Here is a 22871-nt window from a genome sequence, read left to right as displayed (position 1 = left end):
TGCGTTACCGTTTGTTCTTGATGGAGGTGCCGAGAACCTGCAGGTACGCGACCAGCGCGTCCATTTCGGTCTTGCCTTTCACCGCGTCTTTGGCCCCAGCGATGTCTTCATCGGTGTAGGGAACGCCAAAGCCGCGCATGACTTCCATCTTCTTGGCGGTGTCCTTGCCGTCGAGCTTGTGCTCAACCAACCAGGGGTAGGCCGGCATCTTCGACTCCGGTACCACGTTGCGCGGGTTGTACAGGTGCGCACGCTGCCATTCATCCGAGTAGCGACCGCCAACGCGGGCCAGGTCCGGACCGGTACGCTTGGAACCCCACAGGAACGGGTGGTCCCACACGCTTTCACCGGCTACCGAGTAGTGGCCGTAGCGTTCGGTTTCGGCGCGGAACGGACGGATCATCTGCGAGTGGCAGCCGACACAGCCGTTGGCGATGTACACATCGCGGCCTTCCAGTTGCAGCGCGGTGTAAGGCTTGAGGCCTGCGACTGGCTGGTTGGTGACGTCCTGGAAAAACAGCGGAACGATTTGAGTCAGGCCGCCGATGCTGACGGCCAGAACCATCAGCAGCGCCATCAGGCCGATATTCTTCTCGATGATTTCGTGTTTCATCAGTGCGCGCTCCCTGCAGTGAGTTGGGCGGCAGGAATCTGTGCAGCCGCTTCGTATTCAGAAGCCTTGGCGGCACGCACGGTGCGGTAGGTGTTGTAAGCCATCAACAGCATGCCGGTGACGAAGAATGCGCCGCCGATCATGCGCACCACGTAACCGCCGTGGCTGGCTTCCAGGGCTTCGACGAAGGAGTAGGTGAGGGTGCCGTCTTCGTTGACTGCACGCCACATCAGGCCCTGGGTGATGCCGTTGACCCACATCGAGGCGATGTACAGCACGGTGCCGATGGTGGCGAGCCAGAAGTGGGCGTTGATCAGCGCGATGCTGTGCATCTGCGGACGACCAAAGACCTTTGGCAGCAGGTGATACAGCGCGCCGATGGAGATCATCGCCACCCAGCCGAGAGCGCCGGCGTGTACGTGGCCGATGGTCCAGTCGGTGTAGTGGGACAGGGCGTTGACGGTCTTGATGGCCATCATCGGGCCTTCGAAGGTCGACATGCCGTAGAACGCCAGCGATACCACCAGGAAGCGCAGGATCGGGTCGGTGCGCAGCTTATGCCAGGCACCCGACAGGCTCATCATGCCGTTGATCATGCCGCCCCAGCTTGGTGCCAGGAGGATGATCGACATCGCCATGCCGAGGGACTGTGCCCAATCCGGCAGTGCGGTGTAGTGCAGGTGGTGCGGGCCAGCCCAGATGTACAGAGTGATCAGTGCCCAGAAGTGCACGATGGACAGGCGATAGGAGTAGATCGGACGCTCGGCCTGCTTGGGTACGAAGTAGTACATCATCCCCAGGAAGCCGGTGGTCAGGAAGAAGCCCACGGCGTTGTGGCCGTACCACCATTGGATCATCGCGTCAGTCGCACCGGCGTAAGCCGAGTAGGACTTGAACAGGCTCACCGGCACGGCCGCGCTGTTGACGATGTGCAGCATCGCGGTAACCAGGATGAAGGCACCGAAGAACCAGTTGCCGACATAGATGTGCTTGGTTTGACGCTTGACGATGGTGCCGAAGAACACCACGGCGTAAGCGACCCAGACGATGCCCAGAAGGATATCGATCGGCCACTCCAGCTCTGCGTATTCCTTGGAACCGGTGAAACCCATAGGCAGGGTGATGACCGCAGCGACGATCACCAACTGCCAACCCCAGAAGACAAAAGCCGCCAGGGAGTCAGAAACCAGGCGAACCTGGCTGGTGCGCTGCACCACGTAAAGAGATGTAGCCATCAGCGCGCATCCGCCAAAGGCGAAAATCACCGCGTTGGTGTGCAGCGGACGCAGACGGCCGAAGCTCGTCCATTCCATGCCCAGGTTGAGTTCAGGCCACACCAGTTGTGCGGCGATGAATACACCTAAGGACATGCCAATGACTCCCCAGATCACCGTCATGACGGCGAACTGGCGAATCACCTTGTAGTTATAAGCAGTCGGGCTGATTGCTGTGCTCATTATGGGTTCCACGGTTAATGGATTTTTTAGGGGCAAAAATCGGCGGCAAGTATGGAGAAAGCAGGTACTCATTGCAACGACACAAGCCGACACAATAAGGCTTTCAGAGCTGTTGGCAGAGGTGCATGGCCGCTTATGCAGGGCACTGCCACAAGCATCAAACGCCTTAAATGGCGTCGCGCGAAAGATGGGAATCGCCTTGGAGTTATGACGGGTGGCGACTGTCGACAAGATTAGCTCAAGTCAAAAGTTGCGCATGCACTTGGTCGGGAAGGGTGCGACCTTGGGTCGCACTGCCTGGGCGGCTGTCGCAGCAGGGCTGGGGGCGATTCGGGGTGGCTGGCGGCATTGCGCCGCCAGCGGGGTTTCGCGGTTGACGGATTACTGGGTGGTCGCGTGCTGTTGTGGCTGGCTCAGGCTCAGCACATAAGCGGCCAGCAGATGGACCTTGTCGTTGCCCAGGTACTGCTCTTGCGCCGGCATCTGGCCGTTGCGGCCGTGGCGAATGGTCTGCTGCAATTGCACCAGGCTGCTGCCGTAGATCCAGCCGGTCGACGCGGTCAGGTCCGGAGCACCGAGCATGGCCATGCCAGTGCCTTGCGCGCCGTGGCAGGCCTGGCAGTTGGCGGCAAAGATCGCTGCGCCTTGTTCCAGATCGAAGCGCTTGTCGGCTGGCAGCGGCAGACCAGCCAGGCCATTGCGCACATAGGCGGCGACCTGTTGCACGCCGTCCTCGCCAATCACCGCGGCCCAAGCCGGCATGGCCCCCATGCGGCCATTGAGGATGCTGGCCTTGATCACGTTAGCCTCGCCGCCCCAGCGCCAGTGGTTGTCAGTCAGGTTGGGAAAACCCACCGCGCCTTTGCCGTCGGAGCCGTGGCAGATCGAGCAATAGGTGGCGAACAGGCGGCCGCCCATTTTCAGCGCCTGCGGGTCTTTGGCCACGTCCTCCACGGGCATGGCGGCATACTTGGCGAAAATCGGCCCATACAGCGCGTCAGCCTTCTCCACTTCGCGCTGCCATTGCTTGACCTGGGTCCAGCCGTTGTCATAGCCCGGCAGCAAGCCTTTCCAGTTGCCCAGGCCGGGGTAGAGCAGCAGGTAGCCGACAGAGAAGACCAGGGTGCCGAGAAACAACATAAACCACCACTTGGGCAGTGGGTTGTCGTATTCCTCGATGCCGTCAAAGGCATGGCCCATGGTCTGCTCGGTGGGGCTCTTGTGGGTTTCGCTTTTGCGGGTGGCGAAAATCAGCCAGAACAGCGCGAGCAGAGTGCCGGCGGTCAGCACTGTGATGTACCAGCTCCAGAACGTGCTCATGGGGTGTTGCTCCTTGGTGCAGCCAGCTTGGGTTCATCGGCAAAGGGCAGAAGGGCGGCCTCGTCGAACGCCGTGCGGCGCTTGCCGCTGTAAGCCCACAGGGTGACGCAGACAAAGGACAGCAGAACCAGTGCCGTGCCGATGCCGCGCAGGGTGCCTATATCCATCAGTTCAAGTGTCATGGCCCTACCTCTTGTTCTTCACGGCAATGCCCAGCACCTGCAGGTAGGCAACCAGCGCATCCATTTCACTTTTGCCCTTTACCGCAGCACTGGCCCCGGCGATATCTGCGTCGCTGTACGGCACGCCGAGCATGCGCAGGGCTTTCATCTTGGCGGGGGTGTCCTGGCCGTCGAGGCTGTTTTCCACCAGCCAGGGGTAGGCCGGCATCTTCGACTCCGGCACCACGTTGCGCGGGTTGTACAGATGCGCGCGCTGCCATTCATCCGAGTAACGACCGCCAACGCGGGCCAGGTCCGGGCCGGTGCGCTTGGAACCCCAGAGGAACGGATGGTCGTAGACGCTTTCCCCAGCCACCGAGTAGTGGCCGTAGCGTTCGGTCTCGGCGCGGAACGGGCGGATCATCTGCGAATGGCAGCCGACGCAGCCCTCGCGGATATAGATATCGCGACCTTCCAGTTGCAGTGCGGTGTAGGGCTTGAGGCCGGCCACCGGTTCATTGGTGACGTCCTGGAAGAACAGCGGCACGATCTGCGTCAGGCCGCCGATACTCACGGCCAGCACCATCAACAGCGCCATCAGGCCGATGTTCTTTTCGAGTAGTTCGTGTCTCATCAATGCGCTCCCTCAAGCGAAAACTGCGCGGCGGCGTCCATTTCAGCGGCTTTGGTATGACGCACGGTCTGCCAGACGTTCCAGGCCATCACCAACATGCCGGTGAAGAAGATCGCGCCGCCGATGACCCGTACGACGAAACCGGGGTGGCTGGCTTCCAGCGCTTCGACGAAGGAGTAGGTGAGCGTGCCGTCCTCGTTGACCGCGCGCCACATCAGGCCCTGGGCGATGCCGTTGACCCACATCGAGGCGATGTAGAGCACGGTGCCGATGGTAGCGAGCCAGAAATGCACGTTGATCAGCGCGATGCTGTGCATCTCGTCGCGACCGAAGACCTTGGGCAGCATGTGATAGAGCGCGCCGATCGAGACCATGGCGACCCAGCCGAGCGCGCCGGCATGCACGTGGCCGATGGTCCAGTCGGTGTAATGGGACAGGGCGTTGACGGTCTTGATCGCCATCATCGGCCCTTCAAAGGTCGACATGCCGTAGAACGCCAGGGACACCACCAGAAAGCGCAGGATCGGGTCGGTGCGCAACTTATGCCAGGCGCCCGAGAGAGTCATCATGCCGTTGATCATGCCGCCCCAGCTGGGTGCCAGCAGTACCAGTGACATCACCATGCCCAGGCTCTGCGCCCAATCCGGTAGCGCGGTGTAGTGCAAGTGATGGGGGCCGGCCCAGATATACAGGGTGATCAGCGCCCAGAAGTGCACGATCGACAGGCGATAGGAGTACACCGGCCGCCCGGCTTGCTTGGGTACGAAGTAATACATCATGCCGAGAAAGCCGGCGGTGAGGAAAAAGCCCACTGCGTTGTGGCCGTACCACCACTGGATCATCGCGTCGGTGGCCCCGGCATAGGCCGAGTAGGACTTGGTCAGGGTCACCGGCACTTCCAGGTTGTTAACCAGGTGCAGCAGCGCCACGGTGAGGATAAAACCGCCGAAGAACCAGTTGCCGACATAGATGTGGCTGACGTTACGTTTGATGATCGTGCCGAAGAACACCACGGCGTAGCTGACCCAGACGATGGTGATCAGGATGTCGATCGGCCATTCCAGCTCGGCGTATTCCTTAGAGCTGGTCCAGCCCATGGGCAGGCTGATGGCCGCCAGGACAATCACCAGTTGCCAGCCCCAGAAGGTAAAGGCCGCCAGCCTGGGCGCAAACAGGGTGGCGTGCGAGGTGCGCTGCACCGCGTAATAGCTGGTGGCAAACAGCGCGCAGCCACCAAAGGCGAAGATCACCGCGTTGGTGTGCAAGGGGCGTAGGCGGCCGAAGCTGGTCCACGGCAGGTTGAAATTGAGTTCGGGCCAGGCCAGTTGCGTGGCGATAAATACGCCGAGCCCCATCCCGACAATGCCCCACACCACCGTCATGATGGCGAATTGGCGAACCACCTTGTAGTTGTAGGCGGAACTGGTTGCGGTGTTCCTGGTTGTATTCATCTGGGCGGGCTTCCATCCACGGTTATGGGCAGATCATCGAATATCCATGGCTGCGCGCCTGTACTATCAGCGCCGCAGTCCAAATGGTTTTTAAGCGAGGCAAGCATGGGCAAAGGGCAAGAGGCGGGTATTGACGGGGATCAATACGTGCAGGGGCAGGGTGAGGGCGCTTGGCTGTGGGATCGCCCGCTTGGCGAGGCGCGCGCCACCCTGATCCTGGCCCATGGCGCCGGGGCGCCGATGGACAGCGCATTTATGCAGGAAATGGCGCAACTGCTGGCCGCGCGCGGGATTGCGGTGCTGCGCTTCGAATTCGCCTATATGGCCGCGCGCCGCCTGGACGGCAAGAAACGCCCACCCAACCCCCAGGCCAAACTGCTGGAACAGTGGCAGGCGGTGTATGCGGCGGTGCGCCAACAGGTCGCAGGGCCGTTGGCGATTGGCGGCAAGTCCATGGGCGGGCGCATGGCCAGTCTGCTGGCTGATGAGTTGGGCGCGGATGCGCTGGTGTGCCTGGGTTATCCCTTCTACGCCGTCGGCAAACCGGAAAAACCACGGGTCGCGCACCTGGCCGAACTGCGCACGCGGATCCTGATTGTTCAGGGCGAGCGCGATGCGTTGGGGGACCGGCAGGCAGTGGCGGGTTACACGTTGTCTGAGGCGATCAAGCTGCATTGGCTGGCAGCGGGCGACCATGACCTCAAACCGTTGAAAAGCTCAGGCTTCACTCATCAGCAGCACCTGCTTGCGGCAGCCGATGCGATTGCGCAGTTTCTCTGCGTATAGGCCTGCGGCGGCTGGGTTTTAGCGAATAGGTGTTATTCCTACTAAAACACTAGGACTTTGCCGGCGCGGGCGAGTGGCGTACACTGCGCGCATGTTTGCGAGGAGTTGCCATGAGCACCATTACCATTACCGACGCTGCCCACGATTATCTGGCTGACCTGCTGAGCAAGCAGAGCACCCCGGGCATCGGCATTCGCGTATTTATTACCCAGCCGGGCACCCAGTACGCCGAAACCTGCATTGCCTACTGCAAGCCGGGCGAACAGAAGGGTGAGGACACTGCGCTCGGTCTGGCCAGCTTTACCGCCTGGATCGATGCCGTCAGCGAGCCCTTCCTGGAAGACGCCGTGGTCGATTACGCCACCGACCGCATGGGCGGTCAGCTGACTATCAAGGCGCCGAACGCCAAAGTGCCGATGGTCAATGAGGACAGCCCGATCAACGAGCGCATCAGCTACTACCTGCAAACCGAGATCAACCCCGGCCTGGCCAGCCATGGCGGCGAAGTCAGCCTGATCGACGTGGTTGACGATGGCATTGCCGTATTGAAGTTCGGCGGCGGTTGCCAGGGTTGCGGCCAGGTCGACCTGACGCTCAAGGAAGGTATCGAGAAAACCCTGCTGGAGCGTATTCCCGAGCTTAAAGGCGTGCGCGATGTGACCGACCACACCAACAAGGAAAACGCCTACTACTAAGTAGCGGAGTTGCAGTCAGCCCAGTAAAAATGCCCGCACATTGCGGGCATTTTCATGTCTGCGCCTGGGGTTTTCGCCGCTTGATTAGCTCGGTCGCCCGTGCGCGCAGTTGCCCGCAGCCGCCATCGATATCCTGACCCGCCGAGTTGCGCACCTTGGTCAGTACGCCGCGGCTGTGCAGGTAGCGCACGATCTGCACGATGCGGTCGCCATCGGGCCGCTGGAATTCGTCAGCTTCCAGGCTGTTGTAGGGGATCAGGTTCATGATCGCGTACTTGCCCTTGAGCAGGCGCAGGATGCCGTCCATTTCCTCCTGACTGTCGTTGATGCCCTTGAGCAGCGTCCACTGGTACTGGATCGGGTAATCGATCTGCCGCGCGTAGGTTTCGCCCAGCTCGACCAGCTCTTCGGGGTCGATACGCGGCGCGCGCGGCAGCAGCGTCTGGCGCAGCTCGGCATCGGTGGTATGCAGCGACAGCGCCAGCGCCGGCTTGACCTGCTGCTGCGGCAAGCGCTCAAACACCCGCGGATCGCCGACGGTGGAGAACACCAGGTTGCGCTGGCCGATCCCGCCTTCGGTGCCGAGCAGGTTGATTGCTTCGAGCACGTTGTCGAGGTTGTGCGCCGGCTCGCCCATGCCCATGAATACCACTTTCTTCACCGCTCGAAAGCGCCGCGCGAGCGCCACCTGGGCGACGATCTCGGCGGTACTGAGCTGGCGCAGCAGGCCGCTCTTGCCGGTCATGCAGAACACGCAGCCCACCGCGCACCCGACCTGGCTGGACACGCACAGGCCATCGCGCGGCAGCAGCACACTTTCCACCATCTGCTTGTCGGCCAGCTCCACCAGCAGGCGCGCCGAACCGTCGGCGGCAGGGTGTTCGGAGCTCAGGCGGGCCAGGCCATCGAGCTCGGTGCTCAACTGCGGCAGGGCATTGCGTACCGCCAGCGGCAGGAAGTTCTCGGTCTTCTGGTTACGCGTGCCGGTGTCCAGCGGCATGCCCTGCAGCCAGGCACGGGTAATCCGCCCGATGTGCATGGGCTTGGCACCGAGGTCGGTGAGGCGTTGGTGGAAATCTTGGATATGCATGGGGCGCGCATGCTACCACTGCGCAGCGGGGCGGCGAAGCATGGCCGGCTCGGCGGGGCTGAGCCGGCCGAGCACTAGGGGTTACTGGGCTTGCGCGCGGATAACCAGCGCCGAACTCAGGTGAATGACCACCTGGCGATTGAGGTGTTCGGTCTTGAGTTGTACGTCGGGGCGTACCTTTACCGTCTTGCGGGTGCCATCGGCGAACTCAAGGGTGGCGGTTTGTTGGACGGAGTCGATGCCTTTAACCACGGCGGTGATCTCGACGCTATCGGCAACCAGCATCCCGGGTTTGGTGCCGGCCGGCGCTGTGGCGATCACGCCTGCGCCACCATCTGCACTGGGTACGCCCGGTTCACGCAAGTACACCATCTGCTCCAGAACCACGGTGGCGTTGACCTTGTCGCCGACTTTCAGTTGCGGGAAATTGATCATTTCCGGGCCGGCGGTGAAGCTACGCTGGTGGCCCTGCGCATCCTCTAAGGTGACGCTGCTGGTGGCGTAGTTGATGGAGACGACTACGGCGTTGATTTCTTCGACCTGAGTGGCCACTCCACCCGGTACGCCTTCCTGAATCACTTGACTGGTGCTGACGTTGCTGGCCAGGGCCTCGTCCTTTGTCTGACTGCTGCAGGCACTGAGCAGTGCAGCACTGAGTATTAAAAGTCCCAGATTATTGATTGTGGGCATGCAGGCTCTCCTTAGTGTCATTGCGGTTTGGTGTGGCGAATTTCGTAGACGGCGTCATCACTGCGCATCGGGGTCAGGCGGATGTTATAGCGGGGGCCAGGCTGGCCAAGCACCATTTCATCCAACTGATATTGCACATTCAGTTTCAGGTAGGCGGTTTGTGCTGGTTTCAGGCTGAGCGATTGCTCGATATCACGGGGTTCCCACTTGGCGGCCTGGCTTAGGCCGGTTATGCGGATGTGGTGTTTGCCCGGGGCCAACTCGACATGCCGATAACTGTTGAATTTCAGCGTGCCGACGCTCTGGCCGTCGATAAAAACTTCCGGGTAGTCGTAGCGCAGCGGCTGCATCAGACCTGGGTTGCTGGCTTCCGGGCGGTACAGGTAGAGCACTGCGCTCTGCGAGCTGGACGGCTGCACGGCCTCGAAGTGGCCAGGTGTGCTGCAACCTGTGATAAGCAGGGGTAATACCAGCAGTAGTCGACTGTGCATGGGGCATCCTTGTCCGGGAGCTGGTTAAAAGACGATATTTCCGGCTTTGCTGCGGCCGACCGGCTAAGGTTAGCTGGCAATGCATCTGCGTGCTGGCGCGAGGCTGTGCTATGGTCGCGCCCCGGAAAAATGTGTGGGGACACAGCATGAAGTTTATACACCAGCGCGAGCATCTTAACGAAGACGACATCGTTGTGATCGAGTGTTCGCAGACCTGCAATATCCGCCTGATGAGCGATGCGAACTTCCGCAGTTTCAAGAATGGCGGCCGGCATACCTACCACGGCGGCGCGTTCGACACCTTTCCGGCGAAAATCACCGTGCCCAGCAGTGGTTTCTGGAATATCACCATCGACACGGTGAGTCGCAAGGCCATCAGCGTGACGCGCAAGCCGACGCTCAAGCATTCGATCAAGATCATCCGCAAGTCGACTTCGCGCCTGAGCTAAGCGCGCCGGCGGTTACTCGGCGCTGGCGCGTTGTGGGCTGTCGTGGCCCAGGCGGTACTGATTCTCGCCACTGCGCTTGGCTTCGTACATCGCCAGGTCGGCGATATGAATCAGCCGGTCCATGCTCGGCGTATGGTCCGGGAACATTGCGATACCCAGGCTGGCACCAATGCGCTGCGGGCAGTCGGCGAGGTTGAGTGGGGCCGCTAGCGCCGTGAGGATTTTCTCACCGATGCCCCGGGCTTCTTCCTCCAGACTGCAATTCAAGGCCAGGCCTTCAATAATCACCACGAACTCATCACCGCCGATGCGCGCCACGCTGTCGGATTCGCGCAACGCATCCTTGAGCCGTTGCGCCGTGGCGATCAGCACCTGATCACCGGCCGCATGGCCGTGCGCATCATTGATCGCCTTGAAACCGTTGAGGTCGATAAACACCAAGGCCACGCGCGTGGCATTGCGCCGCCCGCGCTCCAGGGCATTGCCCAGGCGGTCCTCGAACACCAGGCGGTTGGGCAGGCCGGTCAGCGCGTCATGGTGCGCCAGCTGGTGCATCTGGCTGGCCCAGGCCTTTTCTTCGGTGATATCGCGGACCACGCCCATCAACTTCACGGCCACACCCTGCGGGTTCTTTACCACATTGCCGGTCTCGCGCAGCCAGCGCACGCTGCCGTCGGGCCAAACCACGCGGTATTCCTCGTCGTGGTTCTCGCCGGTTTCGATGCAGCGCAACTCGCCGGCGCGCACATGTTCGCGGTCATCGGGGTGCACGCTGGCGCAGAACAGCTCGTAGCTCGGTGTTACCGAGCCCACCGCGTGGCCGAACATAGCGTAGATCGCCTCCGACCAGTACAGGCGGTTGGTGTCGATATCCCAGTCCCAGGTGCCGATCCGGGCAAAATACTGGCTGCGCTTGAAGCGTTCGGCATCTTCCAGTGAGCGTCCAGGCTCGCTGCTCGGCTGCAGCAGGATAAGGCTGTCTGCGTTGCCGGCGGCCAGGCGCGAGACCTCGAGTAGCAGTCGGTTGCCCGCAGCGCTGATAATCGGCAGGCGTTGTGGCGTGGTCAGCGCCTCATCCTCACTCAGTTGCGGCAGGCAGTCCGCCAGGCGTGAACCGAGCAGTTCATCGGCGGTTTTACCGAGCAATTGGGCCGCCGCCGGGTTGTGCTGGCGAATATGCCCGCTGCGGTCGATCAGCAGTACGCCATCGGCCAGTTTGTCGAGCAACTGGCCGTGCAGCTCCAGCCGTTGTCGTGCCTGACGCTCACGGCGGATCAGTCTGACCAATAGGGCCAGAAGCAGCAGGGCGGCGGCGAGGGCAAGGATGATCAGGGGCATTCGCTTGGGTATCGCAGGGTGGTTTGAGTCCGCTGAGCGCGCGACGACTGCTGGCATTATGCCTGCGCCGTCGCTACAGAGGTCAGGTGTTTGCAGCGCTGGATAGCGTTTCTGGCGCAGCCTCGTAGTGCGCCACGGCCTCCTCAAGATTGAAGAACATCCGCTCAGAACCCAGCGCTTGCCCCAGCGGTGACTGCTTGACCATGGCCAGCACACTCGGATTCATGCCTACCAGCCACAGCGTTACGCCTTTCTCGCGTTGTCGTTTTTCGGATTCGGTGAGCATCTTGAGGGCGGTGTATTCCAGGTCGAAGACCCCGCCAAGATCAATCACCACGACCCGTGGCTGGGCTTCGGCGATCAGCGGCTGAATCTTTTGGCCGATGCGTTCGGCATTGGCGAAGAAGATCCGACCTTCCGGCCGCAGCAAGAGTAAGCCGGGGAAGTCTTCGTCCTCGGGGTATTGATCAGCGCGAGGGCGGAACACATTGGAGTCCGGCCGGCGTTTCAGCACGTAAACCGGTGGGTCGGACATCTGATAAGCCAACGCCGCGAGCGAGACGATGATCGCCACGATAATGCCCTGCAACGTGCCGATCAGGACGACACCGGCCAGCGCGACCATGGCCCAGATAAATTCGGTACGACGCACCTTGAGTATTTCGCGAAACTCGACGGGGTCGACCAGGCCTACCGAGTAGACGATTACCACTGCCGCCAGCGTGGCGTCTGGCATCAGGCTGATAAAGGGGGCCAACAGCAGCAGGGTGCCGAGCGCCAGCAGGGCGGTGACCAGCCCCGCCAGTTGCGAGCGCGCCCCGGCAAGTCGGTTTACTGCGGTCTGTGTGGTTCCGCCGCCGGACGGCATGGCGCCCAGCAAGGCCCCGCCGATATTGGCGAAACCGGTCGCGACCAGTTCCCGGTTGGGTTGTGGCGTGGGCTCGTCACTTTTGCAGAAGGCCCGGCCTACCGCGATGGTTTCGGTGAAGCTCATTAGCGCAATGCCGGCGGCGGCGGGCCAGAGCTGGGCCAGCAGTTGCCAGTCAGGCAGTGTCAGGGCCGGCAGCCCGGTCGGCACGACCCCGACGGTTGCCACGCCAAAACGTTCCAGCCCGAACAGGCTCATGCTGCCAATCCCGACGGCCACCGCAATAAGTGGCGCAGGTGCGCGTGGGGTGAAGCGTTTCATCAACAGCAGCAGCGCAATCATAAAGAGCGCCATGGCGACGGTTGGCAACGATGCCTGTGGGATGCCTTCGACTGTGGCCAGCAGGTTGTGGGTGAACGAGCCTTTGTGGATATGGATGCCCAGCAGTTTTGGCAGTTGATCCAGAACAATCACGATGCCGATGCCGGCCTTGAATCCGACCAGTACGGGTTCGGAGATAAAGTTGGCGACGAATCCCAGGCGCAGAATCCCGGCCAGCACCAGGAACCCCCCCACTAGCAGAGCCAGCGTCGCCGATGCCGTGATTAGCGCTGCTGGGTCGCTGGCCGACACCTGGGCAAGTGCCGAACCGGCCAGAATCGCGATAGTGGTGGTGGTACTCACGCTCAGCGGCCGCGAAGAGCCGAACAGCGCATAGATCAGCATCGGGATAAACGCCGTGTAGAGCCCAACCTGCACTGGCAGTCCGGCGATGGTGGCGTACGCCAGCGCTTTGGGCAGAACCACTGCAGCAGCCGTCAGGCCGGCAATCACATCCAGCCGCAACCAGCTGGGTTGATAGTCGCGCAGCCACTCGGGGACCAGTAGGCGCAGGCTGCCGCGCGAATAACGCGGTGTTCCGTGCTTACTCAAGCCTGTGCGTCGTTTGCGGGGTACTGGGCCTTGCTGCGTCATGTCTCACTCCAGGCTTAGGCCGCTACGTGCAGTCTGTTATTGGGGCGCACCACATCGGGTAACCGCGGCGGTTACTCTGCGTCAGTGGAGTCTGTAGGCAATAACGGGCGTTCCCGCAGCCGTCAAAATTTCTCGGCAATGAATTTGAATGGGTAGTCCGGCTCGCGATAGTCGCCGGGCTTTTGCCGCGCCGGTAATTTCACCTTCTCGCGGGGCACCTCGCGGTAAGGGATGCGACTGAGCACATCGCTGATGATGTTGAGTCGGACCCGCCGCTTGTCGTTCGAATTGGCCACCAGCCACGGCGCGTGAGCGGTGTCGGTTGCCGCGAACATCGCATCTCGCGCTCGCGAGTAGTCATACCAGCGGCCGTACGATTTGAGATCCATCGGCGAGAGTTTCCATATTTTGCGGCCATCGCTGATCCGCGCCTTGAGCCGGCGGGTTTGCTCGGCTTGACTGACTTCCAGCCAATACTTGAGCAGGATGATTCCCGAGTCGACGAACGCGTGCTCCACCTGCGGGACTGATTTCAGGAAGCCGGCCACTTGTTCCTCGGAGCAGAACCCCATGACCCGCTCAACGCCGGCGCGGTTGTACCAACTGCGGTCGAAGATCACTACTTCACCGGCTGCCGGCATATACGGCAGGTAGCGTTGCAAGTACATCTGGCTTTTTTCCCGCTCGGTCGGCGCAGGCAGCGCCACCACCCGAAACACCCGCGGGCTCACCCTGTCAGTCAGCGCCTTGATCGTCCCGCCCTTGCCCGCACCATCGCGCCCCTCGAAGACGATGCAGACCTTGAGACCCGCGTGCTGAACCCATTCCTGCAGCTTGACCAGTTCGACGTGCAAATGGTCCAGCTCTTGCTGATAGTCCTTGTTTGTCAGCTTCGGCGTTTCAGCAGGCGTTGCCTTGCGCGCATCCTTTTTGTTCTTTGCCATGCAATGGGCCTCGCAAATAGTCTGAGTTTGACGATTAGCCGACTCTGTGGACGCACGTGGCTACCCGGCGTTGGCACGGTGTGCCGAGCGGGGGCAGTGACAGGTGGGGTCAGTTCTTTGCTTTATGCGCAAAGCCTGCGGCGATCAATCGCTCTTTTGGCTCTACACGCCCTTGTCGGTTTAGTTGAAGACCCCGGTCTGCGCAAGGTAATCGCCCGCCCTGGCCCTGGGCTCAGGGCCAGTATTTCTGATTGGTGTGGGCGCAGTTATTTCGCCGAGCTGGCGTTGCCGCGTCAGTGGCTCAGCGTTTGTTGACCGACAAGGCGATCAAGCGCGACACCACCAGCGCCAGGTACATGACCCCGGCGAACTCCTCAATCATCACCAGCGCACGGGCCATGGGCGTGATCGGCACGATATCGCCGAGGCCGACCCCGGAGAGAGTGGTGAAACTGAGAAACAGCAGTTCCATCCAGGTGCGCATCGCCTGCGGCTCGATCATCGCGACGAAGCTGCCGGGCAGCAGCAACTGGCAGACGCTGAACAGGTAGGCGAAGGCCCAGGCCAGCAGGGTGAAAGTCGCGCCGACCGCGTACAGCTCATCGGTGGTGGCGTGCTGGTCGGCCGTCATATAGGCGATCAGGCTGGCGGCGGCGTAGAAGTAGAACGCCGCCTCCACTAGGGCGATCAGCCAGTCCAGTCGTGGGCTTGGCAGCAGCATATCGACCGCCGACAACGTCAGCACCAGCAGGGCCAGTAGCACCGCGACCCAGCTCTGTATCGGACTGCGCTTGACCACATGCAGCGCCAGACCTAGCACCACCAGACCGAAAGCCCCAAACAGCGTGCGGCCGAGCGCGGTGCCCTCCATCCAGGGATAGAGCAACACGCCCAGTAACTGCACAAACAGCAGGCCGGCGGAGGGGTGGCGGGTGAGATAGGTGGTAGGTGGCATAGTGGTATGTAGGGGCGCACGTGGAGGCATTCGATAACAATCTAAATGAGTAGCTAAGTAAATCCCATGATTTTATTTTTCGTTGAATAGGAATGAGTGTTTTTGCTGTGAGGGCAGTGTTTGTTACTCTTTAAATATTATATTTGAGTATGAGCTGCACGCTCTCGTGAGTTCTATGTCGGCTTTAACGATGTTTGCATTGGATGTCATAGAGTCTTTAAGTGATATCCAGTGTTTTTCTATTTCACTCCCGTTTTTTAGGGCGCAGGCAGCTTTGAATATGTTGATCATCGAATTCAGATTGTTGGACTCGATTTCTAGTGCTTTTTGCGAGGATGTAATGGAGTCATTGAATTGTCCGAGCCTGTATAAGGCATAACCTTTGTACTCCCAGGCTCTGGCGTTGTATGGGTCTTCTGTTAGTGCAAGTTCGTATTGGTTTACTGCGCTGGAGAAGTCCATTTTTGCTCTATATAATGCTCCTTGGGTAATGTGCTCGTTAGCTAATGCCTCTCGATTTCCCTTGTCGATTAGTTGGGTGTATTTATTGGCTGTTTCGCTGTCGCGTGACTCTGGGTGATTAAAGTTTTCTGAGGACTTTTGGAGTTGACCGGTTGAGTAATAAATTATCCCAAGGTTGTTGCTTATTATGATACTGGCTTTATTATCACCTAGTTCTTTTGCTTTTGCATGTGCTTCTAGTAGTATTCTTTCAGATTTAACTGCGTCTCCCATTAAAAAATAAGTCCAACCTATAGCATTGTCAATTTTGACTTTTTCTTGCTCGGATTGAGATTCTGACCTCGCTTTTTCGAGAAGCTCAATAGCTTCTGGATATTTGGTGTTGGATATTTCTTTTTTTGCATTTTCTATAAGTTCGGTAGTGTCTGCGCTAGCTGATGAACAAATGATAAGGAAAATTATTAGAAGGCTTCTCATGATTGATCCTCATATATCCAGTCCTGCATCTGGCAGTAGTTCGGCGAGTTTTCCATTTAGGGCCGCGTTGGTTTTGCGTAAATTATCTTGCTCACCTTTCATCTCTATATATTTCTCTTGAATTTTTTCATAGTTTATGGCGAGGGTGTGGTCGCTGGATATTTCAATAAATGCTTGGCCTTCCTTTAGGCTTATCTTGCTGCCTTGATGGAAGATTATTGGTTCGGCCATGCTTTCAGTGGGGGATACGGAGATGTATATCTTGCTTTTTGCTGAGTGTTGATATATGAATATCGTCACACTGACTACAAAAAAAGCTAGGGATACAAATAAATAAATTCTCGCCTCTATGGCTAGGCTTTTCATTATTATCGACCATTCTCGATAATGCTCGAGTGTAGGGAATTTAGAGGCGTCTGTTTTAATAATTTCCTCTCTGGCTTTGCTGCCTGACCTGTAAGCTAACATTAAAATAAGAAAAGCTAGGCCGCCAGTTCCCGTGTTGAGTATTTCTACGAGGTTCATTTGGCTCCTCCTTGAGTTTATGGCGAGGCTGAGGGGGTAAAGTAGAATCCTGCGGGTTGGGATTGCTATTATGAATATTGCTCAGCTTTTGCGGTTTTGCAAATTCTCTATAGTAAAGTCTACTAAATGATACTGAGATGGTGAATTTATAGGTCAGATGACGCACTTAGAATAGTTCGGCTAGGTGTGATTTACTGTGGTGTTAAATAATAAAGCCTGCTAATGCAGGCTTTATTTATTTCGTTTTCTAATAGTTAGCTGTCATACCCCAGGTTGGGTGCCAACCAGCGCTCGCTGACGTTGAGGTCCTGCTTCTTACGCGCGGTATAGTTTTCCACCTGATCCTTGTCGATCTTGCCGACGGCGAAGTACTGCGCCTGTGGGTGGGCGAAGTACCAGCCGCTGACGGCGGCGGCGGGGAACATGGCGTAGTGTTCGGTGAGGAACACGCCGCTATCACCGGCCTTGTTGAACTCGGCTGCGGGGTCGAGCAAGGTGAACAGGGTCTTCTTCTCGGTGTGGTCCGGGCAGGCCGGGTAGCCGGGAGCGGGGCGGATGCCTTTGTAGGCTTCCTTGATCAGCTCGTCGTTGTTCAGTGCTTCTTCTGGGTCATAACCCCAGTAATTGGTGCGCACTTCGCGGTGCAGCCATTCGGCGCAGGCTTCGGCCAGGCGGTCGGCCAGGGCTTTGACCATGATCGAGTTGTAGTCGTCGCCGGCGTCCTGGTAAGCCTTGGCCACTTCTTCGGCGCCGATGCCGGCTGTGGTGATAAAGCCGCCGACGTAATCGGTGATGCCGCTGTCTTTCGGCGCGACGAAGTCGGCCAGCGAGTAGTTCGGCTTACCGTCCGGCTTGATGGTCTGCTGGCGCAGGTGATGCAGCTTGGCCAGCGGTTGACCGTCGGCACCGTAGACTTCCAGGTCATCGTCCTGCACCTGGTTGGCCGGCCAGAAGCCAAATACGGCGCGGGCGCTGATTAGCTTCTCGTCGATCAGCTTGTTCAGCATTTCCTGGGCGTCGGCATACAGCGCGCTGGCCGCTTCGCCAACCACTTCATCGGTGAGGATGCGCGGGAATTTGCCGGCCAGATCCCAGGAGATAAAGAACGGCGTCCAGTCGATGTATTCGGCCAGGACCTTCAGGTCGATATTGTCCAGCACCTTGGCGCCGGTGAACGTGGGTTTGACCGGCGCATAGATGCTCCAGTCAAACTTCGGCTTTTTCGCCACGGCGGCGGCGTACGGCAGGCGCTCGGTGCGGGCGCTGCGGTTGGCGGTGCGTTCGCGTACTTCGATGTAGTCGAGGCGGGTGCGCTCGACAAAGTCGGCCTTGAGTTCCTTGGACAGCAGCTGAGTGGCCACGCCTACTGCGCGCGAGGCGTCGGTGACGTAGACCACCGCGTCGTTCTGGTACTTGGGCTCGATCTTCACAGCGGTGTGGGCTTTGGAGGTGGTCGCGCCACCGATCATCAGCGGCAGGCTAAAGCCCTGGCGCTGCATTTCGCGGGCGACATGCACCATCTCGTCGAGCGACGGGGTAATCAGGCCGGACAGGCCGATGATGTCGCATTTCTCGGCAATTGCGGTTTGCAGAATCTTCTCTGCCGGCACCATCACGCCCAGGTCGACGATGTCGTAGCCATTACAGCCGAGCACCACGCCGACGATATTCTTGCCGATGTCGTGCACGTCGCCTTTGACCGTGGCCATCAGGATCTTGCCCTTGGCTTCCGGCTTGTCGCCTTTTTCCAGCTCGATAAAGGGGATCAGGTGACCGACCGCCTGCTTCATCACCCGGGCGGATTTCACCACCTGGGGCAGGAACATCTTGCCGGCACCGAACAGGTCGCCAACCACGTTCATCCCGGCCATCAGCGGGCCTTCGATGACTTCGATAGGCCGCGCGCACTGCTGGCGGCACTCTTCGGTGTCTTCGATGATATGGCTGGTGATGCCTTTGACCAGCGCGTGCTTGAGGCGGTCGACCACGCTCCAGGTACGCCACTCTTCGGTCTCGACTTCCTTGACGCTGCCATCACCCTTGTAGTTGTCGGCAATCGCCAGCAGCGCTTCGGTGGCACCTTCGTGGCGGTTAAGCACCACGTCTTCCACCGCGTCGCGCAGTTCCTTGGGAATCTCGTCGTAGATTTCCAGTTGTCCAGCGTTGACGATGCCCATGGTCAGGCCATTCTGGATCGCGTAGTACAAAAACACCGAGTGAATGGCTTCGCGCACCGGGTTGTTGCCGCGGAAGGAGAACGACACGTTCGACACACCGCCGCTCGACAGGGCGTGGGGCAGGTGGTCACGGATATAGGCGCAGGCCTCGATAAAGTCGACCGCGTAATTGTTGTGCTCTTCGATGCCGGTGGCCACGGCGAAGATGTTCGGGTCGAAGATGATGTCTTCCGGCGGGAAGCCCACTTCGTTAACCAGAATGTCGTAGCTGCGCTGGCAGATTTCGCGTTTGCGCGCGGCGGTGTCGGCCTGGCCGGCTTCGTCGAAGGCCATTACCACCACGGCGGCACCGTAGCGTTTGCACAGCTTGGCGTGGTGCTTGAACTGCTCGACGCCTTCCTTCATCGAGATCGAGTTGACGATGCCCTTGCCTTGGATGCACTTGAGGCCGGCCTCGATCACTTCCCATTTGGAGGAGTCGATCATGATCGGCACGCGGGAAATGTCCGGTTCGCCGGCGATCAGATTCAAGAAGGTAACCATGGCCTTCTGTGAGTCGAGCATGCCCTCGTCCATGTTGATGTCGATCACCTGCGCGCCGGCTTCCACCTGCTGCAGGGCGACTTCCAGGGCTTCTGTGTAGTTGTCCTCGCGGATCAGCCGGGCGAACTTGGCCGATCCGGTGATGTTGGTGCGCTCGCCGACGTTGATAAACAGCGAGTTGCGGTCAATGGTGAACGGCTCCAGGCCCGACAGGCGGCAGGCCTTGGGGATATCCGGAATGGCGCGCGGCGGGTATTTGCTCACCGCTTCGGCAATCGCCTGGATATGCGCAGGCGTGGTGCCGCAGCAGCCGCCGACGATGTTCAAAAAGCCCGAGGCGGCGAACTCTTCGACCACAGCGGCCATTTCCGCCGGGGTTTCGTCGTATTCACCGAAGGCATTCGGCAGGCCGGCGTTAGGGTGGGCCGACACATGGGTGCCGGCCTTGGCCGACAGTTCTTCCAGGTACGGACGCAGGTCCTTGGCACCGAGGGCGCAGTTCAGACCCACGGAAATCGGCTTGGCGTGATTGATCGAGTTCCAGAAGGCTTCGGTGGTTTGCCCGGACAGGGTGCGGCCGGAGGCGTCAGTGATGGTGCCGGAGATCATGATCGGCAGTTCGACGCCGTCATCCTCGAACACCTGCTGTACGGCGAAGATCGCCGCCTTGGCATTGAGGGTGTCAAAGATGGTTTCGATCAGAATCATGTCCGCGCCGCCTTCGATCAGGCCGCGGGTGGCTTCCACGTAGTTTTCCACCAGCTCGTCGAAGGTGACGTTGCGGTAGCCAGGGTTGTTCACATCCGGGGAGATCGAGCAGGTGCGGCTGGTAGGGCCGAGCACGCCGGCGACAAAGCGTGGGCGCTCCGGGGTTTCCAGGGTCTTGGCATCGGCCACTTTACGGGCCAGGCGTGCGCCTTCGACGTTCAGCTCATACACCAGGCTCTCCATGCCGTAGTCGGCCTGCGATACCTGGGTGGCGTTGAAGGTGTTGGTTTCGAGGATGTCGGCACCGGCATCCAGGTAGGCCTTCTCGATCGCACCGATGACGTCCGGGCGGCTCAAGATCAACAGGTCGTTGTTGCCCTTTACGTCTTGCGGCCAATCGGCGAAACGCGCGCCGCGGTAGTCCTCTTCCTCCAGCTTGTAGCTCTGGATCATGGTGCCCATGCCGCCGTCGAGAATCAGGATGCGCTCGGAAAGAGCCTTCTGTAGGGCTTGGAGACGGGCGTTGCGATCGGACATGGGAGCTACCTGGGGAGCGGAAACAAAGGCGGCGATGATAGCAAAGCTGCGCGCATTTGCAGTGGTCTGGCGTTTTGCATGAATCGTGCTCATGTTCGCCGATTGGCCTTTGCCGGCGTGCGGCGGCTAGAATCGCCATTCAAGCCATTTCAGGGAACGATCTATGCGCCGCCGCTTATTGCTTAGCGCTTGTCTGTTGTTCATCGGTTCATCGCAGGCGGCCGAGCCGATCTCCTACAGCCGTGATATCCAGCCGATTTTCACCAAGAACTGCGTGGCCTGCCATGCCTGTTACGACTCACCGTGCCAGCTCAACCTGGGTAGCGGCGCAGGGGTGCAGCGGGGGGCCAACAAGGCCACGGTGTACAACGGTGCCCGCACTAAAGCGCAGGAAACCACACGGCTGTTTGTCGATGCCCAGGACCCTGCCGCCTGGCGGCGTAAGGGCTTCTACTCGGTGCTGGAGCAGCAGGGCAGCCAGGCGGCATTAATGGCGCGCATGCTCGAGCAGGGCCATCAGCAGCCGTTTGTCGCTAATGCCAAGCTGCCGGCGGACCTGGATATCGGCATCGCCCGGGTTAACCAGTGCCCGCTGCCGGGTGAATTCGGCGCATTTGCCAAGAAAAACCCGCAGGCCGGTATGCCGTTCGCGGTCACCGGCGTGAGTGAACCGGACTATCAGCTGCTGCAACGCTGGCTGGCCGAGGGCGCGTCGGTTGACCAGCAGCCACTGTCGGCCAGCGCCGCTGAAGCCGTGCAGATCGAGACCTGGGAGCGTCTGCTGAACGCGCCAGGCGCGCGTGAGGACCTGGTGGCGCGCTGGCTGTACGAGCATCTGTTTCTCGCCCACCTGTATTTCGACGCGGGCGAGAGTGGGCATTTCTTCCAACTGGTGCGTTCGCGCACACCCAGCGGCCAGCCGCTCGATCTGATCGCCACGCGCCGGCCGAATGATGATCCGGGCAGCGAGTTCTATTACCGCCTGATCCCGGTAAAAGGGGTGATCGTGCACAAGACCCATATCACTTATGGGTTGAGTGCGGCGAAGCTGGCGCGGGTCAACGAGCTGTTCTTCGCCACCGATTGGCCGGTCGATGCGGTACCGGGTTACGGCATCCAGCGCCGAGCCAATCCGTTCGAGACCTTTGCCGCGATCCCGCCGCAGGCGCGCTATCAATTTATGCTGGATAACGCCGAGTACTTCGTGCGCACCTTTATCCGGGGGCCGGTGTGCCGTGGGCAGATCGCTACCGATGTTATTCGCGATAACTTCTGGGCGTTGTTCCAGGCCCCCGAACATGACCTCTATCTCACCGATGCCGATTACCGTGCGCAGGCCACGCCGCTGCTGGCGATGCCCGGGCAGCTCGACGATATTGGCGATCTGCCAGGCTTGTGGCGCACTTACCGGGATAAGCGCAACGCTTATGAGGTGCTGCGTCTGGACACCTACGCCGCCGCGCCCGCGCCAAGTTGGGCGCATATCTGGGCCGGGAACGACAATGCCTTGCTGTCGATTTTCCGCCAGCACGACAGCGCTTCGGTACGCAAAGGCCTGATTGGCGAGATTCCGCAGACCCTTTGGTTGCTGGACTATCCGCTGCTGGAGCGCACCTATTACCAGCTGGTGGTGAATTTCGATGTGTACGGCAACGTCTCACACCAGGCGCAGACGCGGCTGTATTTCGATTTGATCCGCAACGGGGCCGAGGTCAACTTCCTCCGCTTGCTGCCGGCCGAGTCGCGCCAGGGCTACCTAGATGATTGGTACCAGAGCAGCGGCAAGCTGAAGATGTGGATGTCCTACCAGGACATCGACACGCAGAGCCCGACGGCCTTGCAGCTACCCGGAGCAGACGCCAAACGCAGCTTTGTCGAAACCCTGCTGGCGCGCTACGGCAGCCTGAATGCGCGGCCTGATCCGATCAACCGCTGCACAGGCGCGCATTGCTACCGTCCAGATGTGGATGCCGAGTTGCAGCGCGCCGAGCAGTCCTTGAGTCGCCTGACGGGCAAGCCTGCTGGTGGGCTCAAGGTGATCGAACCGCTGCCGGAGGCGACTCTGTTACGAGTGGAAATGGCCGACGGCCAGCGCGAGGTGTACAGCCTGCTGCGCAACCGTGCGCACAGCAACGTAGCCTTTATGGTCGGTGAGGCGCTGCGCTACCAACCGACGCTGGATACCCTGACGGTGTATCCGGGCGTGCTTAGCAGCTACCCGAACTTTATCTTCAATGTGCAGGTTGAACAGGTGGCGGAATTTGTTGCCGCCCTTGAGCAGGCGCGTGATGCCGCTGCGTTCGACAAGGTTGTCGAGCGCTGGGGTATTCGTCGCACCCATCCGGAGTTCTGGCGTTATTTCCACGATATGTCGGTGTATATCGAGGAAAGCGAGCCGGTCGAAGCCGGTGTGCTGGATATGAATCGCTACGAGAATTTGTAACGGCGGGGAGGGCCGCACACTGCAGGGCAGTGCGCCTTTGCGGCCTAGAACCTGTTAACGATCTCGCGAGCTAGAGTCCTGC

The 22871-nt window shown here is 59.9% G+C and carries 20 protein-coding genes; 4 read left to right on the top strand and 16 right to left on the bottom strand.

Going from position 1 to position 22871, the window contains the following annotated elements:
* Positions 1-4: 4 nt before the first annotated feature.
* The 6 genes from ccoO (WBK23_RS13840) to ccoN (WBK23_RS13815) form a co-directional block, all read right to left on the bottom strand.
* Positions 5-613 carry a cytochrome-c oxidase, cbb3-type subunit II gene (gene ccoO / locus WBK23_RS13840; protein ID WP_424484512.1) on the bottom strand — a complete coding sequence of 203 codons (609 nt, stop codon included), beginning with the start codon at positions 611-613 and terminating at the stop codon, positions 5-7.
* On the bottom strand, positions 613-2070 hold the full coding sequence (gene ccoN / locus WBK23_RS13835) for a cytochrome-c oxidase, cbb3-type subunit I (RefSeq protein WP_424484511.1): 1458 nt from the start codon (positions 2068-2070) through the stop codon (positions 613-615). Before ccoN (WBK23_RS13835) ends, ccoO (WBK23_RS13840) begins: the two co-directional genes overlap by 1 nt.
* A gap of 381 nt (positions 2071-2451) precedes the next feature.
* Positions 2452-3390 carry a cytochrome-c oxidase, cbb3-type subunit III gene (gene ccoP, locus WBK23_RS13830; protein ID WP_424484510.1) on the bottom strand — a complete coding sequence of 313 codons (939 nt, stop codon included), beginning with the start codon at positions 3388-3390 and terminating at the stop codon, positions 2452-2454.
* A complete protein-coding gene (locus WBK23_RS13825) occupies positions 3387-3557 on the bottom strand; it encodes a cbb3-type cytochrome oxidase subunit 3 (protein ID WP_424484550.1) in 171 nt (56 codons plus the stop codon). The genes ccoP and WBK23_RS13825 overlap by 4 nt, the downstream gene beginning before the upstream one ends.
* Before the next feature lie 19 nt (positions 3558-3576).
* The gene (gene ccoO / locus WBK23_RS13820; RefSeq protein ID WP_424484509.1) at positions 3577-4185 is read right to left on the bottom strand and encodes a cytochrome-c oxidase, cbb3-type subunit II; all 609 of its coding nucleotides are present in this window, start codon (positions 4183-4185) and stop codon (positions 3577-3579) included.
* Positions 4185-5636 carry a cytochrome-c oxidase, cbb3-type subunit I gene (ccoN, locus tag WBK23_RS13815; RefSeq protein WP_424484508.1) on the bottom strand — a complete coding sequence of 484 codons (1452 nt, stop codon included), beginning with the start codon at positions 5634-5636 and terminating at the stop codon, positions 4185-4187. The genes ccoO (WBK23_RS13820) and ccoN (WBK23_RS13815) overlap by 1 nt, the downstream gene beginning before the upstream one ends.
* Positions 5637-5741: 105 nt before the next feature.
* Between ccoN (WBK23_RS13815) and WBK23_RS13810 the strand changes: the two genes are divergently transcribed.
* Together WBK23_RS13810 and nfuA are read left to right on the top strand one after the other, a co-directional pair.
* Entirely contained in the window at positions 5742-6422 is a 681-nt protein-coding gene (locus WBK23_RS13810) for an alpha/beta family hydrolase (protein WP_424484507.1), read from the top strand.
* Positions 6423-6532: 110 nt separating this feature from the next.
* Positions 6533-7117 carry a Fe-S biogenesis protein NfuA gene (gene nfuA, locus WBK23_RS13805; RefSeq protein WP_424484506.1) on the top strand — a complete coding sequence of 195 codons (585 nt, stop codon included), beginning with the start codon at positions 6533-6535 and terminating at the stop codon, positions 7115-7117.
* Between the two features lie 52 nt (positions 7118-7169).
* Here the strand turns inward: nfuA and WBK23_RS13800 are convergent, their stop codons facing one another.
* From WBK23_RS13800 to WBK23_RS13790, 3 genes are all read right to left on the bottom strand, one after another.
* Positions 7170-8207 (bottom strand): RNA methyltransferase, encoded by a 1038-nt coding sequence (locus WBK23_RS13800; RefSeq protein WP_424484505.1) that lies wholly within the window; start codon positions 8205-8207, stop codon positions 7170-7172.
* An 81-nt stretch (positions 8208-8288) separates the two neighbouring features.
* Positions 8289-8897 (bottom strand): hypothetical protein, encoded by a 609-nt coding sequence (locus WBK23_RS13795; RefSeq protein ID WP_424484504.1) that lies wholly within the window; start codon positions 8895-8897, stop codon positions 8289-8291.
* A gap of 17 nt (positions 8898-8914) precedes the next feature.
* The gene (locus WBK23_RS13790) at positions 8915-9388 is read right to left on the bottom strand and encodes a DUF2846 domain-containing protein (protein WP_424484503.1); all 474 of its coding nucleotides are present in this window, start codon (positions 9386-9388) and stop codon (positions 8915-8917) included.
* Between the two features lie 146 nt (positions 9389-9534).
* Here WBK23_RS13790 and WBK23_RS13785 point away from each other — a divergent pair, with 146 nt between their 5' ends.
* Positions 9535-9837 carry a DUF1883 domain-containing protein gene (locus WBK23_RS13785; protein ID WP_424484502.1) on the top strand — a complete coding sequence of 101 codons (303 nt, stop codon included), beginning with the start codon at positions 9535-9537 and terminating at the stop codon, positions 9835-9837.
* A 12-nt stretch (positions 9838-9849) separates the two neighbouring features.
* On the opposite strand, the gene WBK23_RS13780 is transcribed toward WBK23_RS13785, so the two are convergent.
* From WBK23_RS13780 to metH, 7 genes are all read right to left on the bottom strand, one after another.
* On the bottom strand, positions 9850-11175 hold the full coding sequence (locus tag WBK23_RS13780; protein WP_424484501.1) for a diguanylate cyclase domain-containing protein: 1326 nt from the start codon (positions 11173-11175) through the stop codon (positions 9850-9852).
* An 82-nt stretch (positions 11176-11257) separates the two neighbouring features.
* Complete coding sequence (locus tag WBK23_RS13775; protein ID WP_424484500.1) at positions 11258-13018, bottom strand: SulP family inorganic anion transporter; 1761 nt, start codon at positions 13016-13018, stop codon at positions 11258-11260.
* A gap of 122 nt (positions 13019-13140) precedes the next feature.
* The gene (ppk2, locus tag WBK23_RS13770; protein ID WP_424484499.1) at positions 13141-13962 is read right to left on the bottom strand and encodes a polyphosphate kinase 2; all 822 of its coding nucleotides are present in this window, start codon (positions 13960-13962) and stop codon (positions 13141-13143) included.
* 301 nt (positions 13963-14263) lie between these two features.
* Positions 14264-14917 (bottom strand): potassium channel family protein, encoded by a 654-nt coding sequence (locus WBK23_RS13765; protein WP_424484498.1) that lies wholly within the window; start codon positions 14915-14917, stop codon positions 14264-14266.
* A gap of 123 nt (positions 14918-15040) precedes the next feature.
* Entirely contained in the window at positions 15041-15856 is an 816-nt protein-coding gene (locus WBK23_RS13760; protein ID WP_424484497.1) for a tetratricopeptide repeat protein, read from the bottom strand.
* Positions 15857-15865: 9 nt separating this feature from the next.
* Complete coding sequence (locus WBK23_RS13755) at positions 15866-16381, bottom strand: hypothetical protein (RefSeq protein WP_424484496.1); 516 nt, start codon at positions 16379-16381, stop codon at positions 15866-15868.
* Positions 16382-16635: 254 nt separating this feature from the next.
* Entirely contained in the window at positions 16636-20346 is a 3711-nt protein-coding gene (gene metH, locus WBK23_RS13750; protein WP_424484495.1) for a methionine synthase, read from the bottom strand.
* Between the two features lie 163 nt (positions 20347-20509).
* Here metH and WBK23_RS13745 point away from each other — a divergent pair, with 163 nt between their 5' ends.
* Positions 20510-22789 carry a fatty acid cis/trans isomerase gene (locus tag WBK23_RS13745; RefSeq protein WP_424484494.1) on the top strand — a complete coding sequence of 760 codons (2280 nt, stop codon included), beginning with the start codon at positions 20510-20512 and terminating at the stop codon, positions 22787-22789.
* Positions 22790-22871: the final 82 nt, after the last annotated feature.

The sequence above is a fragment of the Pseudomonas sp. genome, assembly GCF_049653025.1.
Lineage (GTDB): Bacteria > Pseudomonadota > Gammaproteobacteria > Pseudomonadales > Pseudomonadaceae > Aquipseudomonas.
This window is presented reverse-complemented; position numbering and strand designations above follow the sequence as displayed.

Excerpts from the sequence above, each read along its gene's own strand:
- ccoO (WP_424484512.1), bottom strand. The coding sequence starts at position 613 with ATGAAACACGAAATCATCGAGAAGAATATCGGCCTGATGGCGCTGCTG.
- ccoN (WP_424484511.1), bottom strand. The coding sequence starts at position 2,070 with ATGAGCACAGCAATCAGCCCGACTGCTTATAACTACAAGGTGATTCGC.
- ccoP (WP_424484510.1), bottom strand. The coding sequence starts at position 3,390 with ATGAGCACGTTCTGGAGCTGGTACATCACAGTGCTGACCGCCGGCACT.
- WBK23_RS13825 (WP_424484550.1), bottom strand. The coding sequence starts at position 3,557 with ATGGATATAGGCACCCTGCGCGGCATCGGCACGGCACTGGTTCTGCTG.
- ccoO (WP_424484509.1), bottom strand. The coding sequence starts at position 4,185 with ATGAGACACGAACTACTCGAAAAGAACATCGGCCTGATGGCGCTGTTG.
- ccoN (WP_424484508.1), bottom strand. The coding sequence starts at position 5,636 with ATGAATACAACCAGGAACACCGCAACCAGTTCCGCCTACAACTACAAG.
- WBK23_RS13810 (WP_424484507.1), top strand. The coding sequence starts at position 5,742 with ATGGGCAAAGGGCAAGAGGCGGGTATTGACGGGGATCAATACGTGCAG.
- nfuA (WP_424484506.1), top strand. The coding sequence starts at position 6,533 with ATGAGCACCATTACCATTACCGACGCTGCCCACGATTATCTGGCTGAC.
- WBK23_RS13800 (WP_424484505.1), bottom strand. The coding sequence starts at position 8,207 with ATGCATATCCAAGATTTCCACCAACGCCTCACCGACCTCGGTGCCAAG.
- WBK23_RS13795 (WP_424484504.1), bottom strand. The coding sequence starts at position 8,897 with ATGCCCACAATCAATAATCTGGGACTTTTAATACTCAGTGCTGCACTG.
- WBK23_RS13790 (WP_424484503.1), bottom strand. The coding sequence starts at position 9,388 with ATGCACAGTCGACTACTGCTGGTATTACCCCTGCTTATCACAGGTTGC.
- WBK23_RS13785 (WP_424484502.1), top strand. The coding sequence starts at position 9,535 with ATGAAGTTTATACACCAGCGCGAGCATCTTAACGAAGACGACATCGTT.
- WBK23_RS13780 (WP_424484501.1), bottom strand. The coding sequence starts at position 11,175 with ATGCCCCTGATCATCCTTGCCCTCGCCGCCGCCCTGCTGCTTCTGGCC.
- WBK23_RS13775 (WP_424484500.1), bottom strand. The coding sequence starts at position 13,018 with ATGACGCAGCAAGGCCCAGTACCCCGCAAACGACGCACAGGCTTGAGT.
- ppk2 (WP_424484499.1), bottom strand. The coding sequence starts at position 13,962 with ATGGCAAAGAACAAAAAGGATGCGCGCAAGGCAACGCCTGCTGAAACG.
- WBK23_RS13765 (WP_424484498.1), bottom strand. The coding sequence starts at position 14,917 with ATGCCACCTACCACCTATCTCACCCGCCACCCCTCCGCCGGCCTGCTG.
- WBK23_RS13760 (WP_424484497.1), bottom strand. The coding sequence starts at position 15,856 with ATGAGAAGCCTTCTAATAATTTTCCTTATCATTTGTTCATCAGCTAGC.
- WBK23_RS13755 (WP_424484496.1), bottom strand. The coding sequence starts at position 16,381 with ATGAACCTCGTAGAAATACTCAACACGGGAACTGGCGGCCTAGCTTTT.
- metH (WP_424484495.1), bottom strand. The coding sequence starts at position 20,346 with ATGTCCGATCGCAACGCCCGTCTCCAAGCCCTACAGAAGGCTCTTTCC.
- WBK23_RS13745 (WP_424484494.1), top strand. The coding sequence starts at position 20,510 with ATGCGCCGCCGCTTATTGCTTAGCGCTTGTCTGTTGTTCATCGGTTCA.